Here is an 18,545-nt window from a genome sequence, read left to right as displayed (position 1 = left end):
CAAGGATGGCGGATAAACGGCATAGGTATCCTCATGGCAAGAAAGAAAAATTGACGGACAAATAGGATTGTCTACTTGACAGATGCACGCACACCAAAATGACGGACAGAAAAAGCGAGAAGGCTGTTGAAAAGTCCGTCATAAAATGAATGATCAGTAGAAAGGGAGTTCCTTTTCTCTGTTCATGTTTCGGTCTCAAGAATATCTATCCCAGCCTATTCGTAATAATAGCTATTATTCGATTACCATCCCTTTTCTCTGGTACAATAAACAATAAGTAAAAGGAGGTATGGATGTGCGTTTACAAGATAAAAAAGTGATTGCATTAATTGACGAAGAATTTGAAGATTTAGAACTGTGGTATCCTGTCATGCGCCTGCGTGAGGAAGGGGCTGCAGTGGATTTAGTTGGGCAAGAGGCAAAGAAAAAGTATACAGGAAAATATGGTGTACCGGCACAATCTGATTTGGCTTTTCAAGAGGTAAATGCAGAAGAATATGATGGTATCCTTGTACCTGGGGGTTGGGCTCCAGACAAGTTAAGACGTTACCCAGAAGTGATCAAAATGGTGCAGCATATGCACCAAGCAAAGAAGCCGATTGGACAAATTTGTCATGCAGGCTGGGTACTTGTCTCTGCCGGCATCCTGAGTGGGGTTAAGGTTACTAGCACACCAGGTATCAAAGACGATATGACAAATGCTGGTGCCTTGTGGAAAGATGAAGCAGTGGTAATCGATGGCCATATTATTTCCAGTCGACGTCCGCCGGATTTACCGCCTTATGCAAAGGCATATGCCGATGTATTGGCTAATCATTAATCCAATGAACAAAGGTCTTACAGGATTACTGTAAGGTCTTTTTTTCGAAATAATTCGCTGTGGTTTGCCTTTAAGGCTTGATCGAGTATAATAAAACAGAAAAATAATGGGAATGGGGCGGGATAGATGGATATAGTGTGGTGGCTTTTAATTATTGTCTGTTTTGTATTGGCATTTTTGGGTATTATATTTCCAATGATTCCATCTGTGTTGGCATTGTGGGTTGGGTTCTTTATTTATCAATTCGTCATGGCTGCAGAGAATATTGGAACGATATTTTGGATTGCGATGGCGGTTCTGACAATTATATTGATTGTGTCTGATATCATAGCGAATAGTTATTTTGTCAAAAAATTTGGCGGGAGCAAAGCAGGTGAGCGGATTGCGGCAGTTGGTGTGATTGTCGGTTCTTTCATTATTCCTCCATTTGGGATTATTATTGTTCCATTTATCTTGGTCATAATTGCAGAATTATTTCAACAGAGAACCCTTGCGGAGGCTTTCAAGGCTACCTTTGGCTCCTTAATGGGCTTCTTGAGCGGTAACTTTGCCAAGATTGTGATTCAGATTATTATGATTATTTGGTTCTTTATAGCTATTTAACTTCGAGGTGTAGAACATGAAGAGAGTGTTGACGATTGCTGGTGCCGCTGCTCAAGGGAGTGCAGGTATTCAAGCCGATTTAAAAACCTTCCAAGAACGAGATGTATATGGGATGTCCGTGATTACAGCGATAGTAGCTAATAATTCCCATACAGAAAAAGGCATATTTATTCACCCTATTGAGGAAATAAAGGCGCAATTCTATGCCGCTACTGAAATGGTCGGGGTAGACGCAGTCAAATTAGGAATGCTTTTCTCTGCAGAAATCATCGGTACAGTGAGTAGGTTATTACGTGAATTAAACCCGCCTTTTTTGGTGGTAGATCCCGTGATGATTGGCAAGATGGGGTCTCAGTTATTGGCCGATGATGCGATTGAGGTGATGAAAGAACAAATCCTGCCTCAAGCCACAGTGATTACTCCTAATCGATTAGAAGCAGAGCAATTATTAGGACGAAAAATCCCGGATCAGTTAGAGGCGTTGGAACAAGCAGCGATTGATTTATATCGTTATCAGCCGCAATCGGTGCTGCTGAAAGCTGGAATAGTAGATGGAACAGCCATTGATCTATTTTACGATGGAAAGTCCATCGAGAAATTCTCTACAGAGGGAATTGATACGATTCATACGAGTGGAGCGGGGTGTACGTATGCGGCCTGTCTTACGGCAGAATTGGCGAAAGGAGTGCCCATTCATAAAGCCATCCAAAAAAGTAAACAGTTCGTTCATGCAGCCATTAAACATGCCCTTTTTTTTAACCGTGGCATAGGTTCAGTCAGGCATGGCGCACTGCGTCAAAAAAATATTGAAGAAAAATGAAACGCATCTTATCTATGAAACGTATAAAGTTGGTATAACTGACCCCTCAGAAATTAGAGACAAATACCAATATATGTGATAATATAAAATATCTATGTTTTTCATCATAAAAGGATGAGATTCTTACATACATTTTATAAAAACAGAAAGGAAGTAGACAAAGATGAAAAGAACAGTAGAAGTGGTTTTAACTATTATTGGTGCCGTGGTCTATGGATTTGGTGCATTATTTGGCTTTTTGTTTAGAGTAATAGACGGCAACCAAGAGTTTTTAGACGAAGTAGCGAGACAAGATCCGTCCCTAGCTACGGAAGATGTTAACTTAATGATGAATTTTATTGGTTCAGCAGGTACTTTTTTAATTGTTGGTTCTGTTATTTCCATTATAGCCGGTATTATAGCTTGTATTCTATTTAGAGGAAATAAGCAGCCAATTGTTGCAAGTATTATCTTGCTTGTTGTCGGTGTCGTTACTACCATTATTACATTCGGCGGTGCCATCTTTGCGAGTATTTTCTATGTCATTGCAGGAATTATGGGCTTAGTGCGCAGGAAAAAACCAGAGGACACTGTGGAACAATACTAAAAGACACAAACGTGCAGATGTATAAAAGACATCTGCACGTTTGATATTCAAGCGATCCAATGATGTGAGTCTGTCTCAAAAAGGGGATGACAGCGTGCATAGGAAAATAGAAGTGGCAATAACGATAATTGGTGCGCTTGCATATATAGTCTTCATATGAAGAATCCAATAGCTTCGCTGGATTAGGCGAAGTATTGACGATAGGGTTTGGAATTATGATTATCGCGGTTGTCGTATGTGTGCTCGCCTGCGTTTTATTTAAAGGAAAAAAACAGCCGACCGCAGCAAGTATTATATTATTGGTTTTTGCCGTAATAAGTAGCTTCATGACATATGGTGTCGCCAGTGCAGGTGGTATTCTTTATATCTGCTGGCGTGCTGGGGCTTGTGCGCGGATCGAAACCAGACAGTAATCCGTATCGTGCTAACAGTACGTCCATGTAGATTGGGCGTACTGTTAGCACTTTATTTATTGGCAAGGGCCGCCTTCAGATAACTATATAAATCAGCGTCTAGACCATAGTGTAAGGCGAGGTGAGGATGGTCTGCATAAAATGTCTCGGCATTTCTGGTTAAATCGCTGTCCGCTTGTGAAAAGGAAGCCGTTAATGCCCGCCATTGTACTGCTAATTCTTTGACAGATTGGTCATTTACGGGAATGCCTGCTTCTTTTTTGGCACGAAGTTGATCTAATAACATTTTAAACATGTTTGCGTTGTGTTTCTCTGTTTCGTTAGCGGCGAAAGCTTCTGTTATCTGATCTAATTGTGTCTTGGTAAAATATTTGGAGCGGTCCACCCGCATCAGTTCAAATAAATAGGTTAATTCCTCTATCGCAATATTTTCTTTTTGTGATAATGCCTCCCGTATTCTTTTTAGCTGGTCTAATAATGTTTGTTGTACCAGAATTTCTTCACTGATATGCTCTATCTGTTGATCAATACTCTTAACGATAACCCTGCCTTCTTTCTTTAATGCCTGCTGAATATCTTCTAATGAGAATCCCATTTGCTTAAAGGCAAGAATTTGCTGAAGCCGCTGCAAATCCTGATCTGTGTAACGGCGGTGACCAGATGCTGTATATTCCGATGGGGAGAACAAGCCAATTTGGTCATAATATCTTAGTGTGCGAATGGATAAGCCAGTTAATTTGGCCAATTCGCCAATTTTCCAATTAGTCGGCATAAGTCCGCTCCTTTCTTATAGTGCTTTTTTGATTTCTGCAGGAGAAAAGCTATATATCTTCCCGCAGATATGACAGTTAGCTTCGATGGAGCGCTGGTCTGTTACATACTGGGCTAGCTCCTGCTGATTCATGGCATATAATACACCGTAAAACATTTCTTTTGAACAACCGCAGTGAAACTGCACAGGCTGTTTGCCAATCAGATGTGCGGGGTGAAAATATTTGGTTAGCGCTGTTTCGACTTGTTCATCATTGCTTTGATTCAGTTTCCGGCAGATAGCGATAAGAGCCTCTTCCTGCTGCTGAAGCACATGTATATATTCGGTTGGAGCCTGTGGAAGAGGTTGTGCATAGATTCCGTAGCTGTGAAGAATGTTGCCTTTCTCATCCATCGCTACCTCTGTTTTTATCCATGTCTCGATTTGCTCACTTTATCGGAAATAATAAGATAAATCATCATCGATATTTTTATAAGGCATCTCTGTTATACCAGTAAATTGCTGCATCTCAAAGCCTTTTATCATCCGAATCGAGGCGTGATTTCCAATCCATTCCTTGATGGTGGAAGATGTGACTTCCGGGTGGAAGGAGGAACGTTTGCTGATATATCCGCGAACATTGCCTTGGGCGTCGGTATCGGCAAATAGTTTATTGGTGCGCAGCATAAAGATGGCGCTTAGCCTTTGATTGTCTTTTAAGCTCGCTGACAGTAAGCTCATTCCTGAAACAGCCTTTGCCAATGCCTGTTTAGCAATTAGCTGCCTGGTATTTGTATTCACAATGCTTCTTACAAGCTCCGTATTATCCGTTAGAAAAAGCCGAACCTGTTTATCGAAAAGTAATGTTTTAATAATTTCACTGTTCATAATTGAATATCCTTTCGTTACGTAATGTATGGTCAGAGCGGTGATAACGTATGCTGCCCGCTGATAAATGTTGCTGACCGCCATTGGAAACCTTCTTAATTTGTAGAAGTCTTCTATATCATAAATCATTACGTAACGTCAGGTTCAAGTCTGGATTCGAAAATAATCCACTTTGAAAACACCGCTAGTCATCAATAAGGGAAAAATTCTTCACTATATAATAGAAGCCTTTATTCTGTTTTTCTTTTTTTTGTCCTTTTTATAAAGAAGTAAATGATACCGATGGCAATGATGATCAAACCGATAATTGGTGCGTTGCCGACAATAAAGATAAATAGGCCGGAAGTAAAAGAAAGCAGTGTTTGCAAGCTGTTGATAAATTGCTCTTTCGTTTTTTCCCAGGTAGTCAGCGATTCTTCGGAAACGGAAGGTAAAGAGACATCGCGTTCTGTCAAATAAATCTGGATGGTGGCAAAATCAGATTGGTTGTCTAAGTACTGAATTTGTCCCTTTAACTGTTCGATTTCTTCCTGTACAGCGGCTAAATCATTGGAAATGGTTAATAAATCTTCCGTTTTTTCTGCCTCCTCCATAAAGATCAGTAGCCGGTCTTCGACTACTTCTTTAGAAGCAAGACGTGCCTTCAAATCTACATAGTGTTCGGTTACATCCTGTCCATCTGTTGACTTCTCCAATATATGAATATTTCCTGCCTCGACTGCACCCATAAATGTTTCAAAATCTTCTGCTGGAATACGAACTGTGAGATCAGCATAACGAAGCGACTGATCAGCATAATTAGAGACAGTAGAATGAACGATATAGCCTTGATATTTTTTAGTTTCTTCTTCTAAAAAGGTCATCGTCTCATCAAATTGATTCGTTTCGAGTCGCAGGTTTCCATTATAGATAATTTTTCTCTCGGTGAGCGCATCTATTGGTCCTTCTGTTGGTTCTTCCGGTTCTGTCTGATCATCTTGTACAGCTATTTCTGCCTCGGAAACGGCCTCCATTTCGGAGGACGCCGAGCCACTGTCAAAAGCTGTGTCAGCAGACTCAACGGCTTTGTCTGGCTCGGCTTGATCTGAATGGGAACAAGCGCTAACCCAGAATATCAGTACTAATAGCAGGTAAGTAATTTTTTTCATATATGTACCTCCTTAGGGTTTCTATTTACGAATTAGACGCCTTTCTGAGAAAAATGTTACAATCATTCAGTGGGTTTATTTTTATTCATCATTTTGTATAAAATAGCTGACACTAGAAAACTTGTTGAAAAAGTAGTAATATTTAAGACATCTACAGAAAAAAATTAAAAATATTTGTGATAACACTTGAATTAATATACTAAATAGTGCATAATAATACATACTTACTACAACGACCTACTGATTTATATTAAGGAGAGATTAAGATATGAGTAAAGAAAAAATAGTATTAGCGTATTCTGGGGGACTTGACACATCGGTTGCAATTAAGTGGTTGCAGGATAAATATAATTATGATGTGATTGCAGTTGGTTTAGATGTTGGCGAAGGCAAGGATTTAGAATTTGTTAAGAATAAGGCCATTGATGTAGGAGCGATTAAATCCTATTCTGTAGATGCCAAGCAGCTGTTTGCAGAAGATTTTGTTTTGCCTGCCTTAAAAGCAAATGTAATGTATGAAAATAAATATCCTTTAGTATCTGCACTGTCACGTCCATTGATCGCCAAGGTATTGGTTGATATTGCAGAAAAAGAGGGCGCAGTAGCCGTGGCACACGGATGTACTGGAAAAGGAAATGACCAAGTGCGTTTTGATGTAGCCTTTACATCACTAAATCCAGAACTGAAGATTGTCGCACCTGTACGGGAATGGAAGATGACAAGAGACGAAGAGATTAGTTATGCAAAAGAACACGGTATTCCCATTCCAATTGATTTAGATAGCCCATATAGTGTGGATCAAAATCTTTGGGGACGTGCTAACGAATGTGGTGTACTGGAAGATCCATGGGCAGAAGCACCAGAAGATGCGTTTGAATTAACAGCATCACCATTAGAAGCACCTGATGAGCCAGAGATCATAGAGATCGAGTTTAAACAAGGCAAGCCGGTGGCACTAAATGGGGAAGAATACCCGTTACATGAACTAATCTTGAAATTAAATGATATCGCTGGAAAACATGGGGTTGGCAGAATTGACCACGTGGAAAACCGTTTAGTAGGGATTAAATCACGGGAGATTTATGAAGCGCCAGCAGCGATTACATTGATTAAAGCACACCAGGAAATTGAATCTCTTACACTTCCAAGAGAGGTAACAAAATTCAAGCCTGTGGTAGAACAGCAATTAGAACAAGCAATTTATGATGGCTTGTGGTTTACACAATTAACAGATGCTTTAAAGGCATTTATTGAAGAAACACAGAAATATGTCAATGGTGTAGCTAAGGTACAGCTTTATAAAGGTCAGGCATTTGTTGTCGGACGTAAATCAGAGAATTCATTATACGATTTAGAGCTTGCAACATACAGCAAAGGTGATCAATTTGATCATGACGCAGCGCTTGGTTTTATTAAGCTATGGGGCTTGCCGACAAAAGTACATTCTACCATTAATAATGTACATGCCGATAAGGCAAAAATTATGGAAAAAACAAAAATTGATATGAAGGAATCAGTGAAGCAATGAAATTATGGGGCGGACGTTTTACAAAACCAACAAATGAACTAGTAGATGAATATACAGCATCGATCAGTTTTGATCAAAAATTAGCACAGTATGATATTCAAGGGAGCTTGGCACATGTGGAGATGCTAGCTAAATGCGAGATTATTCCGCAGGAAGACGCGGAAACGATCAAGCAAGGCTTAGAGATCGTAGCCAAGAAGATTGAGGCAGGAGAAGCAGAGCTGACAGAAGCCAATGAAGATATTCATATGAATGTGGAGAAGCTTCTTATTGATGAAGTGGGTGCCGTTGGTGGTAAATTACACACTGGAAGAAGCCGTAATGACCAGGTTGCATTAGATATGCGTCTGTATCTGCGTGACTCCTTGGTAACACTTGTTGATTTATTAGCAGCTTTACAGCAGGCATTATTACAACAGGCAAATGCTAATCTTGATACTATTTTACCAGGTTATACGCACTTACAAAGAGCACAGCCAGTGTTGTTCGCCCATCATATGATGGCATATGTATCCATGTTTGAACGTGATATTGAGCGCTTATGTGACAGTTTTAAGCGGGTCAATCGTTCTCCGCTGGGAGCTGGGGCATTAGCAGGAACTACTTTTCCAATTGATCGTCATTATGTAGCAGACAAGCTCCATTTTGACGGGGTAGTGGAGAATAGCTTGGATGCAGTCAGTGATCGTGACTTTGTCGTGGAATTCTTATCAAATGCCTCCTTGGTGATTATGCACTTATCTCGGTTAAGTGAGGAATTTGTTCAATGGTCAAGTGCCGAATTCAAATTTATAGAACTAGATGACGCCTTCTGTACAGGAAGCAGTATGATGCCGCAGAAGAAGAATCCGGATGTGGCTGAATTAGTTCGCGGTAAGACAGGCCGTGTTTATGGCAACTTAATGGGTATGCTTACTACATTGAAAGGTCTGCCAATTGCGTATAATAAGGATATGCAAGAAGACAAAGAAGGCATGTTTGACACCTTTGAAACATTAAAAGGCGCACTAGCCCTTTTTGCACCAATGGTGGAGACGATGGAAGTGAAGAAGGAGAATATGTATGCCGCTGTGGCAGAGGATTTCTCCAATGCAACAGACTTAGCCGATTACTTGGTGAACAAAGACCTTCCATTCCGCGAGGCGCATGCGGTGGTTGGACAGGTAGTCTTACATTGTATCCAAGCCAATAAGTACCTATTAGATTTAAGCCTTGAAGATTTTCAATCCTTCTCTGAGTTAATTGAGGAAGATATTTATCATGTATTAGCACCAGAAACAGTGGTCAATGCACGTGATATTGTCGGCGGTACAGCTAAGAATCGAGTCGAAGATCAAATCACGAGTGCTGAAGCCCGCTTATCTGCCACCAAATCATGGGTGGAGACATATGGCGAGAAGGTCAATGTATTAAAAAAAGGTTAATCATTAAGAGCGAATTAGATAGTGCGATAAATAAGGGGCTGTTGCAAAATGTACATGTTGCATTTTGTGGCAGTTTTTTTTGCACTATAAGAAAGGGAGTATAAAAATTTATGGATTATAGTATAAGTAAAACGAAGGCTTTCGCCATAAAGACTTGGCGATAAGCCAAGTTTTTCTAATATGTGGGGATGGTTCCTTTTGATTATTGCTAGTGATGGGAAAGAGCCTTTACAGAAGACATTCTTTTTTCAATTTTCTAAGTCGGCTTCAATAGATAGAATCACAGCATGAAAAGAATAGCTTTAGCGTCTGGTTTAAAAGAAGGCTCCTTGGGCTTGAAAAGATAAGATACCCCGGCATCTTAACAAAAGACAACTCTCTAGAGCTTAAACAGATAAGATAAGAACCAACTCTTTGGGGCTTAAACAACTAAGTAGACCCCAGCATCTTAGCGAAAGCCAGCTCCTTAAAGGTTAAACAGCTAAGATGATAATCTCAGTATTTGATCAAAAGCCCACATCTTAGGGGTTGAAAAAGATCGAGCAGCTATAGGTGTCAACAGAAATAGATATCTTGCCGGCATCCCTTTTCAACTACTTGAAAAGAATAAGTCATGCACTTAAAAAGAGGAACTGTCGCACCATGTAATTCCCATTGTGCAACAGCCTCTTTCTGTTTAAAGTGGGCTCTATGTCAAGGTTGTTTTGAAAACACTGCATTTATAGCTCTTATGTTATTCTATGGGAGGAATATGCTGCTTAAAACAGTTTGGTAAGTAAGATAAAGACAATAACAGCTAAAATAAGCCCGACAATGGAACGAATCAGACAGCCAATTCCTTTTATAAAAAGTGGAAACAGCAAGATGATGATAACTGCTATGATTAAAATAGTAATAAAATCCATCAAGATATCTTCCTTTCTAAACAGTCCTATACAATATCTTTCCCGGAAACGCCGTTTTATTTCAAGGTAAGCCCCACTTCCGATTTGGAGGGGTTCTAAAGAAGTCGAAGTGGGGATCAATCTTGCTTTCTCAAACACATGATATATAGGCTATGCCCATTTACGATTAGTGTGACTCGATTGCATGAAAATAATTTATTGATAGCCTGAAATATATATAGCGATTTCGAGGCATGTGCTATGCTTAAAAATATCGGAGTAACGCAAAACTATACAACCTTTTAGCTCTGCTGAAGTCGTGTCTGTCAGGATAAACAACTTCTATAATAAAAAATAAGCACAGCAGCCAGTTATTAGGATGACACATGTTAACGGTTATTTCAAGCTGTTGCTTAACGTTGATGAAAGGTTGCATATATGAAGGAGGAAATACAATGAAGTCTGCTGCACGAGATTTTTTTGACAAATTAGCTGATACCTATCAAAATGACGTGGATAAGGCCAGTCCTTACAATGCTTATTACGAACGACCAGCAATGATGGCGGCACTGCCCGCTGAATTACAAGGAAAAAAAGTGCTTGATGCTGGGTGTGCAGCAGGCTGGTATGCTGCTCAATTATTGCTTCGCGGGGCAGAGGTTACAGAAATAGATGTCAGCCCTAAAATGGTAAAGGCAGCAGCTCAGCGCGTAGAGGGTGCGGCAACTGTCCTTTGTCATGATCTGGCGGAATCACTCCCCTTTGCCGATGATTCATTTGATGTGATTGTTAGTTCTCTGACACTCCACTACCTAAGGGATTGGGATGCTACCTTTCAAGAATTCAATCGAGTTCTAAAAGCAGACGGGGTCTTTTTATTTTCTGTTCATCATCCATTTATCGCAGTGTAACTGGCTGTAAGACTCCCACTTCAAAAAGTGAAGGAAACATGTTATTCCTAAGTGGGAGATCCAGCAGCCAGTAACGGCCCGATTGGTTCAACTAACCTTCAGTGGGGGAAGAAAACCCCCACTGAAGGAAGTTTCACTTTATGGACTATACCAAGCACCACTGTGAGAGTTATTTTCATACACAATTCCTTACAGAAACCTGGAAAAAAACGAATAGTACCGTTGATGTCAGCTTTTACCGAAGACCCATGCAACGTATTGTCAATGACACAACGCGATGGTTCTATCTCGATAAGCTAATGGAACCCCAGCCGCAACAGATGTTGCAAGAAATGAAAGAAGATGCGTATAACTATTTGATGACCAATCCTCATTTCCTCATGGTAAAAGCAGTGTCAAAAAAATGATAGAAGATATTTATTTGATGAAAGAATAGTATGGTTTACAACTATTAGTGCTTTGAAAAGAGGAATGGTTAGAGGAAAAAAAAGATGACCAGAATGACAATAAGAACTGCTAAAATACCTGCATTGATCAGCAGTACCTTTTTTATTGGCATCTCCATCACTCCTTTTTATAATATCTCCAATTAATGAGTATTCATAAAACTTCCAATGGATATGTTTATTCCAATAGGCGTTCGGCGAGCAAGTTTATGGGTTGATAAAAGCAGAGGATAATGGACGCTAATCCATTGTTAAGATAATGTTGATAGGAACTTTATTCTATACAATATATACCACAAAAGCTTGTATCATAAACAATTTCTAAAAAAGTTAGCAAGATATTTTAAAAAATAAATGCATAAATATAAATTATATAGTATAATTATAAATATACAAAGAAAGAAAATTTGCGAGGTATTGGAGGAACCAGATCATGAAGGAATTAACAGGATATCTTGTTTTACATACAGGCGATGTATTAGAAGGCAAGTGGATTGGGTCACCTAAACAAACAGAAGGTGAATTGGTGTTTAATACAGCGATGACAGGATACCAAGAAGTCATGACAGATCCTTCTTATGCAGGACAAATCGTAACGATGACCTATCCTTTGATTGGTAACTATGGCTGGAATGAAATCGATTATGAAAGTGTGAAGCCATCCTTGAAGGGATTCCTTGTTTCAACGATTAGTCAACATCCAGAACATTATGAATCAACCCATACATTGATAGACATGCTGGAAGAATATCAGATTCCAGCTTTATCACAGATTGATACACGGGCATTAACCCGAATTATTCGTGAGCATGGCGAGGTATACGGCAAAATCACGTCTGATCCTGCTGATAAACCAGTCAACACTAGTGTGAACCGTGATATAGTGGCAACCGTATCTGTTCAGGATAAAGTAAGCTACCGAACCAATCAGCCAGATGCACCACATGTAGTAGTTATTGATTTTGGCTATAAACATTCGATAACTCATTCTCTTGTCAAACTTGGTTGTGATGTGACTGTTGTACCATATAATACATCATTTATTGAGGTTCAATCACTGGATCCAGATGGCGTTCTATTGTCAAATGGCCCTGGGGACCCGAAATCATTGGCTCATTTATCTCTTTCCATTAAACAAATTTCGGAAAGCTTTCCGACCATGGGGATTTGCTTGGGGCATCAACTGCTTGCCTTAGCGCATGGAGCAACTACTAAGCGATTGCCATATGGACACCGAGGAAGCAATCATCCTGTGAAAGACTTGCAAACTGGTAAAGTGATGATGACTTCACAGAACCATGGCTATGTCGTGGATTATGATTCTGTTAATAGTAACGATTGGGAAGTAACTCATATCAATGTAAATGATAAATCGGTAGAAGGCATTAAACATAAAACAAAACCACTGATGAGTGTCCAATTTCATCCAGAGGCACATCCTGGCCCAATTGATACCCATCATCTATTTGTAGATTTTATTGAGCAGTATATTACTAAGGGAGCGAAACAACATGCCTAAGATGGAAGACATGAAGAAAGTACTTGTCATTGGTTCCGGCCCGATTGTGATCGGGCAGGCGGCTGAATTTGATTATGCTGGCACCCAGGCGTGTTTGGCACTCAAAGAAGAAGGTGTCGAGGTCATTCTCGTTAACAATAATCCAGCAACGATTATGACTGATGAAAATATTGCCGACAAGGTGTATTTAGAACCACTTACATGTGAGTCAATTACAAAAATTATTGATAAAGAGCGTCCTGATGGCATCTTGCCCACATTGGGAGGCCAAACAGGATTGAATATGGCGGTTTTACTTGGAGAGGCTGAGGTGTTAGAGAAATACCAAGTGACCTTATTGGGGACACCTTTAGAGACGATCCAAAAAGGAGAAGACAGGGAAATTTTTAAATCAATGATGAAGGCTATTAAGGAACCAATTGCCGAAAGTCTATCTACTTCTTCGATGGAGGAGGCGGTCGCCTTTGCTAATCAAATTGGTTATCCGATTATTGTTCGTCCTGCCTATACGCTTGGCGGAGCAGGAGGTGGAATTGCCAATCACGAGGCTGAATTACGGACAATTGTGAAAAACGGTTTGCATTACAGTCCGATTAATCAAGTTTTAATCGAACAAAGTGTAAAGGGATGGAAGGAAATTGAATATGAAGTAATGCGTGATGATAATGATACGTGCATCATTGTCTGTAATATGGAGAATTTTGATCCGGTTGGGGTTCATACAGGAGATAGTATTGTGGTCGCACCTTCCCAGACTTTGACTGACCGTCAGTATCAAATGCTGAGAACGTCATCCTTGAAGGTAATCCAAGAGCTGGGGGTTATAGGCGGCTGTAATATTCAATTTGCTTTGAATCCGGAGAATGATGACTATATTATTATCGAAGTTAATCCGCGAGTGAGTCGTTCCAGTGCCTTGGCTTCAAAAGCGACCGGTTATCCAATCGCCCGAATTGCTGCCAAAGTGGCACTAGGATATCATCTTGATGAGGTAATTAATCCAATAACAGGTGATACGTATGCCAGCTTTGAACCAGCTATTGACTATATTGCCGCTAAGATTCCGCGCTGGCCTTTTGATAAATTTACACAGGCTGACCGGCTGCTAGGTACACAAATGAAGGCAACAGGAGAAGTAATGGCCTTAGCCCGTAATTTCCCAATGGCCATTCATAAGGCAATTCGCTCCTTAGAAATTGGTTTGGATTCCTTGCACTTGCCTGGTACCGAGAAATTATCTGATCAAGCATTAGTGCAGGCATTAGATCAAGCAACAGATCAACGCTTATTTATAGTAGCGGAGGCCTTGCGCAGAGGAATGACCGTAGAACAAATCCATGAAATCACCCTGATTAATAACTATTTTCTGCATGAACTAGCGGAGATGATTAAACAGGAAAATGTAATCAAACAGAAACAATGGCAGAATGTGACAGTTCAAGATGTTAAAGCAGCCAAGGCATTTGGTATGTCGGATATCACTTTGGCAAAGCTGTTGCAAGTCGATATGCAGCAGCTACAGCAAAAAATCAAGGCAGAGCAGCTGGCACCATCCTATAAAATGGTAGATACTTGTGCCGCTGAATTCTCGGCAGAAACACCATATTTTTATAGTACTTGGAACGAATATGATGAGGTAGCACCGTTAGAAGGAGAAAAAAGAATAGTCGTACTTGGCTCTGGCCCTATCCGAATTGGACAAGGCGTAGAATTTGATTATTGCTCGGTACATGCAGCGAAATCATTACAAGATCAAGGAATTGACGCTGTCGTGATTAACAATAACCCGGAAACAGTCAGCACCGATTTTAATACGGCCGATCATCTTTATTTTGAACCGTTAACGACAGAAGATGTTCTGCATGTTGTCAACAAAGAACAAGCAGAAGAGGTATTGGTTCAGTTCGGCGGACAGACTGCTATTAATCTGGCAGAAGGTTTGCAACAGGCAGGTGTGAAGATTGCCGGCACCGAATTAAAAGCAATCGAAGCAGTCGAAGATCGTGACTTGTTTTATCAGTTATTACAGAAATTAAACATTCCTCATATCCCTGGAGACACTGTTATGGCAGTCGCAGAGGCGAAGGATGTAGCTGAGAAGATCGGTTATCCGATTCTTTTGCGTCCGTCTTATGTAATTGGCGGTCAAGGGATGGTGATTTTACATCATGAAGAACAATTAACAGAATATTTATCAACATTACAAGCCAATGCTCATGGGGATCGTATTTTTCCACTACTGATTGATCATTATTTGGAAGGATATGAGGTGGAAATCGACGCCGTTTGTGACGGGGGAGATGTCTTAATCCCTGGTATATATGAACATGTTGAAAAGGCAGGCGTACATTCTGGCGACAGTATTGCTATTTTTCCAGCACCAAGCTTAACAGAGAAACATAAACAGACGATTGAACAATATACCAAACATATAGCCAAAGAATTAAACATAAAAGGAATTATGAATATCCAGTTTGTCTTAAGCGCCGATCGCGAAACAATTTATGTGCTGGAAGTTAATCCCCGAGCCTCTCGTACCGTTCCGATTTCGAGCAAGGTCACCGGCGTACCGATGATCGACCTTGCTACTCGAGTACAAATGGGAGAAGCTTTAGCAGATCAAGAGTGGCAGCTTGGTTTACATCAAGAAGTACCTTTTTATGCGGTGAAAATGCCTGTTTTCTCTACCAATAAACTGCCAGGTGTTGATCCTATTCTAGGGCCGGAAATGAAATCAACAGGAGAAGCAATTGGCCTCGGTTCTACCGTGGAGCAAGCAATGGCAAAGGCATTCGGTTGGAAGGAAGATAGTTTACAATCACTTTCTGCGAATGATGTGATCTATCTATCTTTAGAAAAAGTAGATGACCAACTAGCAGTACAACTGCAATCTTTGTCAGTATCGATAGAGGCAGATCAAACAACAGCTGAATTATTGAAAGAAAAAGGGGTAGCGGCGAAAGTCGTTGCACTGACAGAAGCAGAGCAAGCCTGTCTGGAAGAAAAATATCAGTTGATTGTCGATACGTACCGAAATGGCGAGCGGGATGCACATGCCCTATTACGCGAAGCAGCCTTACGTTCAGATACCTTACATTTTACGGCCAATGACACATTAACCGCTTATATCACAGCAACAAAAGCAATACTAGAAGCACCTATTTCGATTCAGCAATATCGTCGCAGTCAACCAGATCTAAATAAGAAGGAGTGTATGACGTCATGAGTTTTAAAGAACAACTAAAAGGAAGAGACCTGCTGACATTAGCGGATTATTCCAAGGCTGAAATTGCTTATATATTAGAATTAGCAGCACAAATAAAAGATAAACAGAAAAAAGGCATCCCTTATCAGCCATTACAGGGAAAAACATTAGGAATGATCTTCGAGAAGTCATCGACACGAACGAGAGTGTCTTTTGAAACAGGGATCTACCAGTTAGGCGGAATGGGGCTTTTCCTTAGCTCTAATGATATCCAGCTAGGCAGAGGCGAGCCGATTTCCGATACAGCTAAGGTGTTGTCCGGTTATTTAGATGGAATTATGATTCGGACGTTTGCCCAAAAGGATGTGGAAGAATTGGCGGAAAATGCCTCGATCCCAGTTATTAATGGATTAACCGATGACTTTCACCCGTGTCAAGTGTTGGCCGATTTACAGACAATTCAAGAAGTAAAAGGCTCATTAGAAGGACTAAAACTGGCCTATATTGGGGATGGTAACAATATGGCTCATTCTTTGATGATCGGCAGTGCCAAAATGGGCCTAGACGTGGCAATTGCAGCGCCTAAAGACTATCAGCCAAAAGCAGAAATTACCGAATTAGCCAGTTCATTTGCAAATGGGACGGAAGTATTAGTCACAGAAGATGCGGTGGAAGCAGTAAAGGATGCCGATGTCATTTATGCTGATGTTTGGGCAAGTATGGGGCAAGAAGAAGAGCAAAAAGAGCGGGAAAAAGCATTTGCCTATTATCAAGTCAATGGTGAATTGTTTGCCCATGCCAAGCCAGATGCTATTTTTATGCACTGTCTGCCAGCACATCGTGGTGAAGAAGTAACGGCCGATATTATTGATGGTCCGCAATCCGTTGTTTTCCAAGAAGCAGAGAACAGATTACATGCCCAAAAGGCATTGATGGTTGCATTAATGAGCTAGATCTCTTTGAAGGTCTAGCTTTTTTTTACGTGATAAGAAATGAGACAACTGCGGTTTGAACCGACATATAGAAAAAAAGCCAAGCGAAGCTTTTAACACAACGATAAGCCTCACCGTAGTTAAATTTGCAGTTCATAATTGATTCTTGCTATAATATAGGATAATTGTGGTGAAATAAAGCATGATTGTCGCATAGATATCGTATAATGTAGTAAGTTGGCTGGATTTTTAAATATGGGAATAAAAAAGACCGCTGACAAAATTCGGACAATATACACTGCTACATCAGTGAAAGAGAAATTTCTGATGTTTGGGTTTTTAGTGGAAGTTTCACTTTGTAGAGAAATTTAAAGGATGGATTAGATTGGATAAACAATTTATAATAAAGGAATTAGAACAAATATTGCTAGAAGGACATTTTTTAATAGATGAACCATTAAAGAATCATACGTATACGAAGTTAGGTGGGAAGGCAGACTTCTTTGTGACACCATCGACTGTAGAAGAAGTACAGGCGGTTATTCGTTATGCCAATCAAACCGAGATCCCATTTACTTTATTGGGAAATGGCTCCAATGTGATTGTCCGTGATGGCGGTATCCGTGGAATTGTTTTAAGCTTGAAGCAATTAACAGATATTTATCGAGAAGGTAACAAAGTGATAGCAGGCAGCGGTGCCCGTATCATTGATGCCTCCCTTTTTTCATTACAAGAAAGTTTAACTGGCTTGGAATTTGCCTGTGGTATCCCAGGTACAGTAGGCGGTGCTTTATATATGAATGCCGGCGCTTACGGCGGAGAGATAAAGGATTGCTTAGAAAGTGCTCTGATTGTCGATCAAGAGGGAGATATCTATCGTTTACCAGCAGAATCCTTTGGTCTGGCATACCGTACCAGCAATATTCCAACAAAAAATTATATTGTCTTAGAAGCAACATTTAATTTGGAACCAGGAAAATATGAGGAGATCAAAGCAGTTATCGATGACTTAACCTACAAGCGAGAATCTAAACAACCATTGGAGTACCCTTCATGTGGAAGTGTATTCAAGCGCCCACCAGGTTACTTCGCTGGGAAACTAATTCAAGATTGCGACCTGCAAGGCAAAGGGGTAGGCGGTGCAGAAGTATCCACCAAGCACGCCGGCTTTATCGTCAACAAACATAATGCCACCGCTACGGAATATATCGCCGTTATCGAAATGGTCCAACGTGAAGTCAAGGCTCGCTTTGATGTAGAACTAGAACGAGAAGTTCGCATTCTAGGTGAAGATTAGAACCAGATTGTCAACCCGCAAGATACAAGAAGCTTGCGGGTTTTTGGGTGGGGAGCGGACGAAATGAGCGTTGACTTGATGGACAAAAGAGCGAGGGAGGCCGAAAAGTTGTCTGTCATTTCGGGTATGACGGACAAAAAAGCGCGGGAGGCCGAAAAGTTGTCCGTCATTTTGGATATGACGGACAAAAAAGCGAGGAAGGCCGAAAAGTTGTCCGTCATTTTGGATATGACGGACAAAAAAGCGAGGGAGGCCGAAAAGTTGTCTGTCATTTCGGTGTGCGTGCATCTGTCAAGTAGACAATCCTATTTGTCCGTCAATTTTTCTTTCTTGCCATGAGGATACCTATGCCGTTTATCCGCCATCCTTG

General features: G+C 40.5%; 16 protein-coding genes and 2 pseudogenes. 14 read left to right on the top strand and 4 right to left on the bottom strand.

From position 1 onward, the window contains the following. Positions 1 to 295 precede the first annotated feature (295 nt). From JOD18_RS23175 to JOD18_RS23155, 5 genes are all read left to right on the top strand, one after another. Positions 296 to 820: a DJ-1/PfpI/YhbO family deglycase/protease gene (locus tag JOD18_RS23175; protein WP_204671762.1), complete on the top strand. Its 525-nt coding sequence runs from the start codon at positions 296 to 298 to the stop codon at positions 818 to 820. Positions 821 to 946: 126 nt separating this feature from the next. Next, the gene (locus JOD18_RS23170) at positions 947 to 1,423 is read left to right on the top strand and encodes a DUF456 domain-containing protein (protein ID WP_204671761.1); all 477 of its coding nucleotides are present in this window, start codon (positions 947 to 949) and stop codon (positions 1,421 to 1,423) included. 16 nt (positions 1,424 to 1,439) lie between these two features. Then, a complete protein-coding gene (gene thiD, locus JOD18_RS23165; RefSeq protein ID WP_204671760.1) occupies positions 1,440 to 2,243 on the top strand; it encodes a bifunctional hydroxymethylpyrimidine kinase/phosphomethylpyrimidine kinase in 804 nt (267 codons plus the stop codon). 163 nt (positions 2,244 to 2,406) lie between these two features. After that, positions 2,407 to 2,829 (top strand): DUF4064 domain-containing protein, encoded by a 423-nt coding sequence (locus JOD18_RS23160; protein WP_204671759.1) that lies wholly within the window; start codon positions 2,407 to 2,409, stop codon positions 2,827 to 2,829. A gap of 215 nt (positions 2,830 to 3,044) precedes the next feature. Beyond that, positions 3,045 to 3,242 carry a hypothetical protein gene (locus tag JOD18_RS23155; RefSeq protein WP_204671757.1) on the top strand — a complete coding sequence of 66 codons (198 nt, stop codon included), beginning with the start codon at positions 3,045 to 3,047 and terminating at the stop codon, positions 3,240 to 3,242. A gap of 52 nt (positions 3,243 to 3,294) precedes the next feature. On the opposite strand, the gene JOD18_RS23150 is transcribed toward JOD18_RS23155, so the two are convergent. From JOD18_RS23150 to JOD18_RS23135, 3 genes and pseudogenes are all read right to left on the bottom strand, one after another. Further along, positions 3,295 to 4,014 carry a MerR family transcriptional regulator gene (locus tag JOD18_RS23150; RefSeq protein ID WP_204671756.1) on the bottom strand — a complete coding sequence of 240 codons (720 nt, stop codon included), beginning with the start codon at positions 4,012 to 4,014 and terminating at the stop codon, positions 3,295 to 3,297. Between the two features lie 15 nt (positions 4,015 to 4,029). After that, positions 4,030 to 4,881, bottom strand: a pseudogene (locus JOD18_RS24485) (Hsp33 family molecular chaperone HslO). Positions 4,882 to 5,111: 230 nt separating this feature from the next. Next, positions 5,112 to 6,029, bottom strand: coding sequence for a DUF4349 domain-containing protein (locus tag JOD18_RS23135; protein ID WP_204671745.1), 918 nt, complete (start codon positions 6,027 to 6,029; stop codon positions 5,112 to 5,114). A gap of 268 nt (positions 6,030 to 6,297) precedes the next feature. Between JOD18_RS23135 and JOD18_RS23130 the strand changes: the two genes are divergently transcribed. Both JOD18_RS23130 and argH read left to right on the top strand, forming a co-directional pair. Beyond that, positions 6,298 to 7,557, top strand: a complete 1,260-nt coding sequence (locus tag JOD18_RS23130; RefSeq protein ID WP_204671743.1) for an argininosuccinate synthase — start codon at positions 6,298 to 6,300, stop codon at positions 7,555 to 7,557. Then, a complete protein-coding gene (gene argH, locus JOD18_RS23125) occupies positions 7,554 to 8,981 on the top strand; it encodes an argininosuccinate lyase (protein WP_204671742.1) in 1,428 nt (475 codons plus the stop codon). The genes JOD18_RS23130 and argH overlap by 4 nt, the downstream gene beginning before the upstream one ends. Before the next feature lie 758 nt (positions 8,982 to 9,739). Here argH and JOD18_RS23120 read toward each other — a convergent pair. Next, positions 9,740 to 9,886 carry a hypothetical protein gene (locus tag JOD18_RS23120; RefSeq protein WP_204671741.1) on the bottom strand — a complete coding sequence of 49 codons (147 nt, stop codon included), beginning with the start codon at positions 9,884 to 9,886 and terminating at the stop codon, positions 9,740 to 9,742. A gap of 434 nt (positions 9,887 to 10,320) precedes the next feature. On the opposite strand from JOD18_RS23120, the pseudogene JOD18_RS23115 reads away from it, so the two are divergent. The 7 genes and pseudogenes from JOD18_RS23115 to JOD18_RS23085 all read left to right on the top strand — a co-directional run. Then, positions 10,321 to 10,767: pseudogene (locus JOD18_RS23115) on the top strand (class I SAM-dependent methyltransferase); the annotation flags it as partial. A 149-nt stretch (positions 10,768 to 10,916) separates the two neighbouring features. Then, positions 10,917 to 11,183 carry a hypothetical protein gene (locus JOD18_RS23110; RefSeq protein WP_204671739.1) on the top strand — a complete coding sequence of 89 codons (267 nt, stop codon included), beginning with the start codon at positions 10,917 to 10,919 and terminating at the stop codon, positions 11,181 to 11,183. 472 nt (positions 11,184 to 11,655) lie between these two features. Continuing rightward, positions 11,656 to 12,741 (top strand): carbamoyl phosphate synthase small subunit, encoded by a 1,086-nt coding sequence (locus JOD18_RS23105; RefSeq protein WP_204671738.1) that lies wholly within the window; start codon positions 11,656 to 11,658, stop codon positions 12,739 to 12,741. Then, positions 12,734 to 15,967 carry a carbamoyl-phosphate synthase (glutamine-hydrolyzing) large subunit gene (gene carB, locus JOD18_RS23100; RefSeq protein ID WP_204671737.1) on the top strand — a complete coding sequence of 1,078 codons (3,234 nt, stop codon included), beginning with the start codon at positions 12,734 to 12,736 and terminating at the stop codon, positions 15,965 to 15,967. Before JOD18_RS23105 ends, carB begins: the two co-directional genes overlap by 8 nt. Next, a complete protein-coding gene (gene argF, locus JOD18_RS23095; protein WP_204671736.1) occupies positions 15,964 to 16,899 on the top strand; it encodes an ornithine carbamoyltransferase in 936 nt (311 codons plus the stop codon). Before carB ends, argF begins: the two co-directional genes overlap by 4 nt. A gap of 364 nt (positions 16,900 to 17,263) precedes the next feature. Beyond that, positions 17,264 to 18,175: a UDP-N-acetylmuramate dehydrogenase gene (gene murB / locus JOD18_RS23090; protein WP_204671734.1), complete on the top strand. Its 912-nt coding sequence runs from the start codon at positions 17,264 to 17,266 to the stop codon at positions 18,173 to 18,175. Between the two features lie 63 nt (positions 18,176 to 18,238). Next, positions 18,239 to 18,514 (top strand): hypothetical protein, encoded by a 276-nt coding sequence (locus JOD18_RS23085; RefSeq protein ID WP_204671731.1) that lies wholly within the window; start codon positions 18,239 to 18,241, stop codon positions 18,512 to 18,514. The last annotated feature ends 31 nt before the right edge of the window (positions 18,515 to 18,545 follow it).

The organism is Gracilibacillus alcaliphilus (genome assembly GCF_016909015.1).
Classification (GTDB): Bacteria; Bacillota; Bacilli; order Bacillales; family Amphibacillaceae; genus Gracilibacillus; species Gracilibacillus alcaliphilus.
This window is presented reverse-complemented; position numbering and strand designations above follow the sequence as displayed.

Excerpts from the sequence above, each read along its gene's own strand:
- JOD18_RS23170 (WP_204671761.1), top strand. The coding sequence starts at position 947 with ATGGATATAGTGTGGTGGCTTTTAATTATTGTCTGTTTTGTATTGGCA.
- thiD (WP_204671760.1), top strand. The coding sequence starts at position 1,440 with ATGAAGAGAGTGTTGACGATTGCTGGTGCCGCTGCTCAAGGGAGTGCA.
- JOD18_RS23160 (WP_204671759.1), top strand. The coding sequence starts at position 2,407 with ATGAAAAGAACAGTAGAAGTGGTTTTAACTATTATTGGTGCCGTGGTC.
- JOD18_RS23155 (WP_204671757.1), top strand. The coding sequence starts at position 3,045 with ATGATTATCGCGGTTGTCGTATGTGTGCTCGCCTGCGTTTTATTTAAA.
- JOD18_RS23150 (WP_204671756.1), bottom strand. The coding sequence starts at position 4,014 with ATGCCGACTAATTGGAAAATTGGCGAATTGGCCAAATTAACTGGCTTA.
- JOD18_RS23135 (WP_204671745.1), bottom strand. The coding sequence starts at position 6,029 with ATGAAAAAAATTACTTACCTGCTATTAGTACTGATATTCTGGGTTAGC.
- JOD18_RS23130 (WP_204671743.1), top strand. The coding sequence starts at position 6,298 with ATGAGTAAAGAAAAAATAGTATTAGCGTATTCTGGGGGACTTGACACA.
- argH (WP_204671742.1), top strand. The coding sequence starts at position 7,554 with ATGAAATTATGGGGCGGACGTTTTACAAAACCAACAAATGAACTAGTA.
- JOD18_RS23120 (WP_204671741.1), bottom strand. The coding sequence starts at position 9,886 with ATGGATTTTATTACTATTTTAATCATAGCAGTTATCATCATCTTGCTG.
- JOD18_RS23110 (WP_204671739.1), top strand. The coding sequence starts at position 10,917 with ATGGACTATACCAAGCACCACTGTGAGAGTTATTTTCATACACAATTC.
- JOD18_RS23105 (WP_204671738.1), top strand. The coding sequence starts at position 11,656 with ATGAAGGAATTAACAGGATATCTTGTTTTACATACAGGCGATGTATTA.
- carB (WP_204671737.1), top strand. The coding sequence starts at position 12,734 with ATGCCTAAGATGGAAGACATGAAGAAAGTACTTGTCATTGGTTCCGGC.
- argF (WP_204671736.1), top strand. The coding sequence starts at position 15,964 with ATGAGTTTTAAAGAACAACTAAAAGGAAGAGACCTGCTGACATTAGCG.
- JOD18_RS23085 (WP_204671731.1), top strand. The coding sequence starts at position 18,239 with ATGAGCGTTGACTTGATGGACAAAAGAGCGAGGGAGGCCGAAAAGTTG.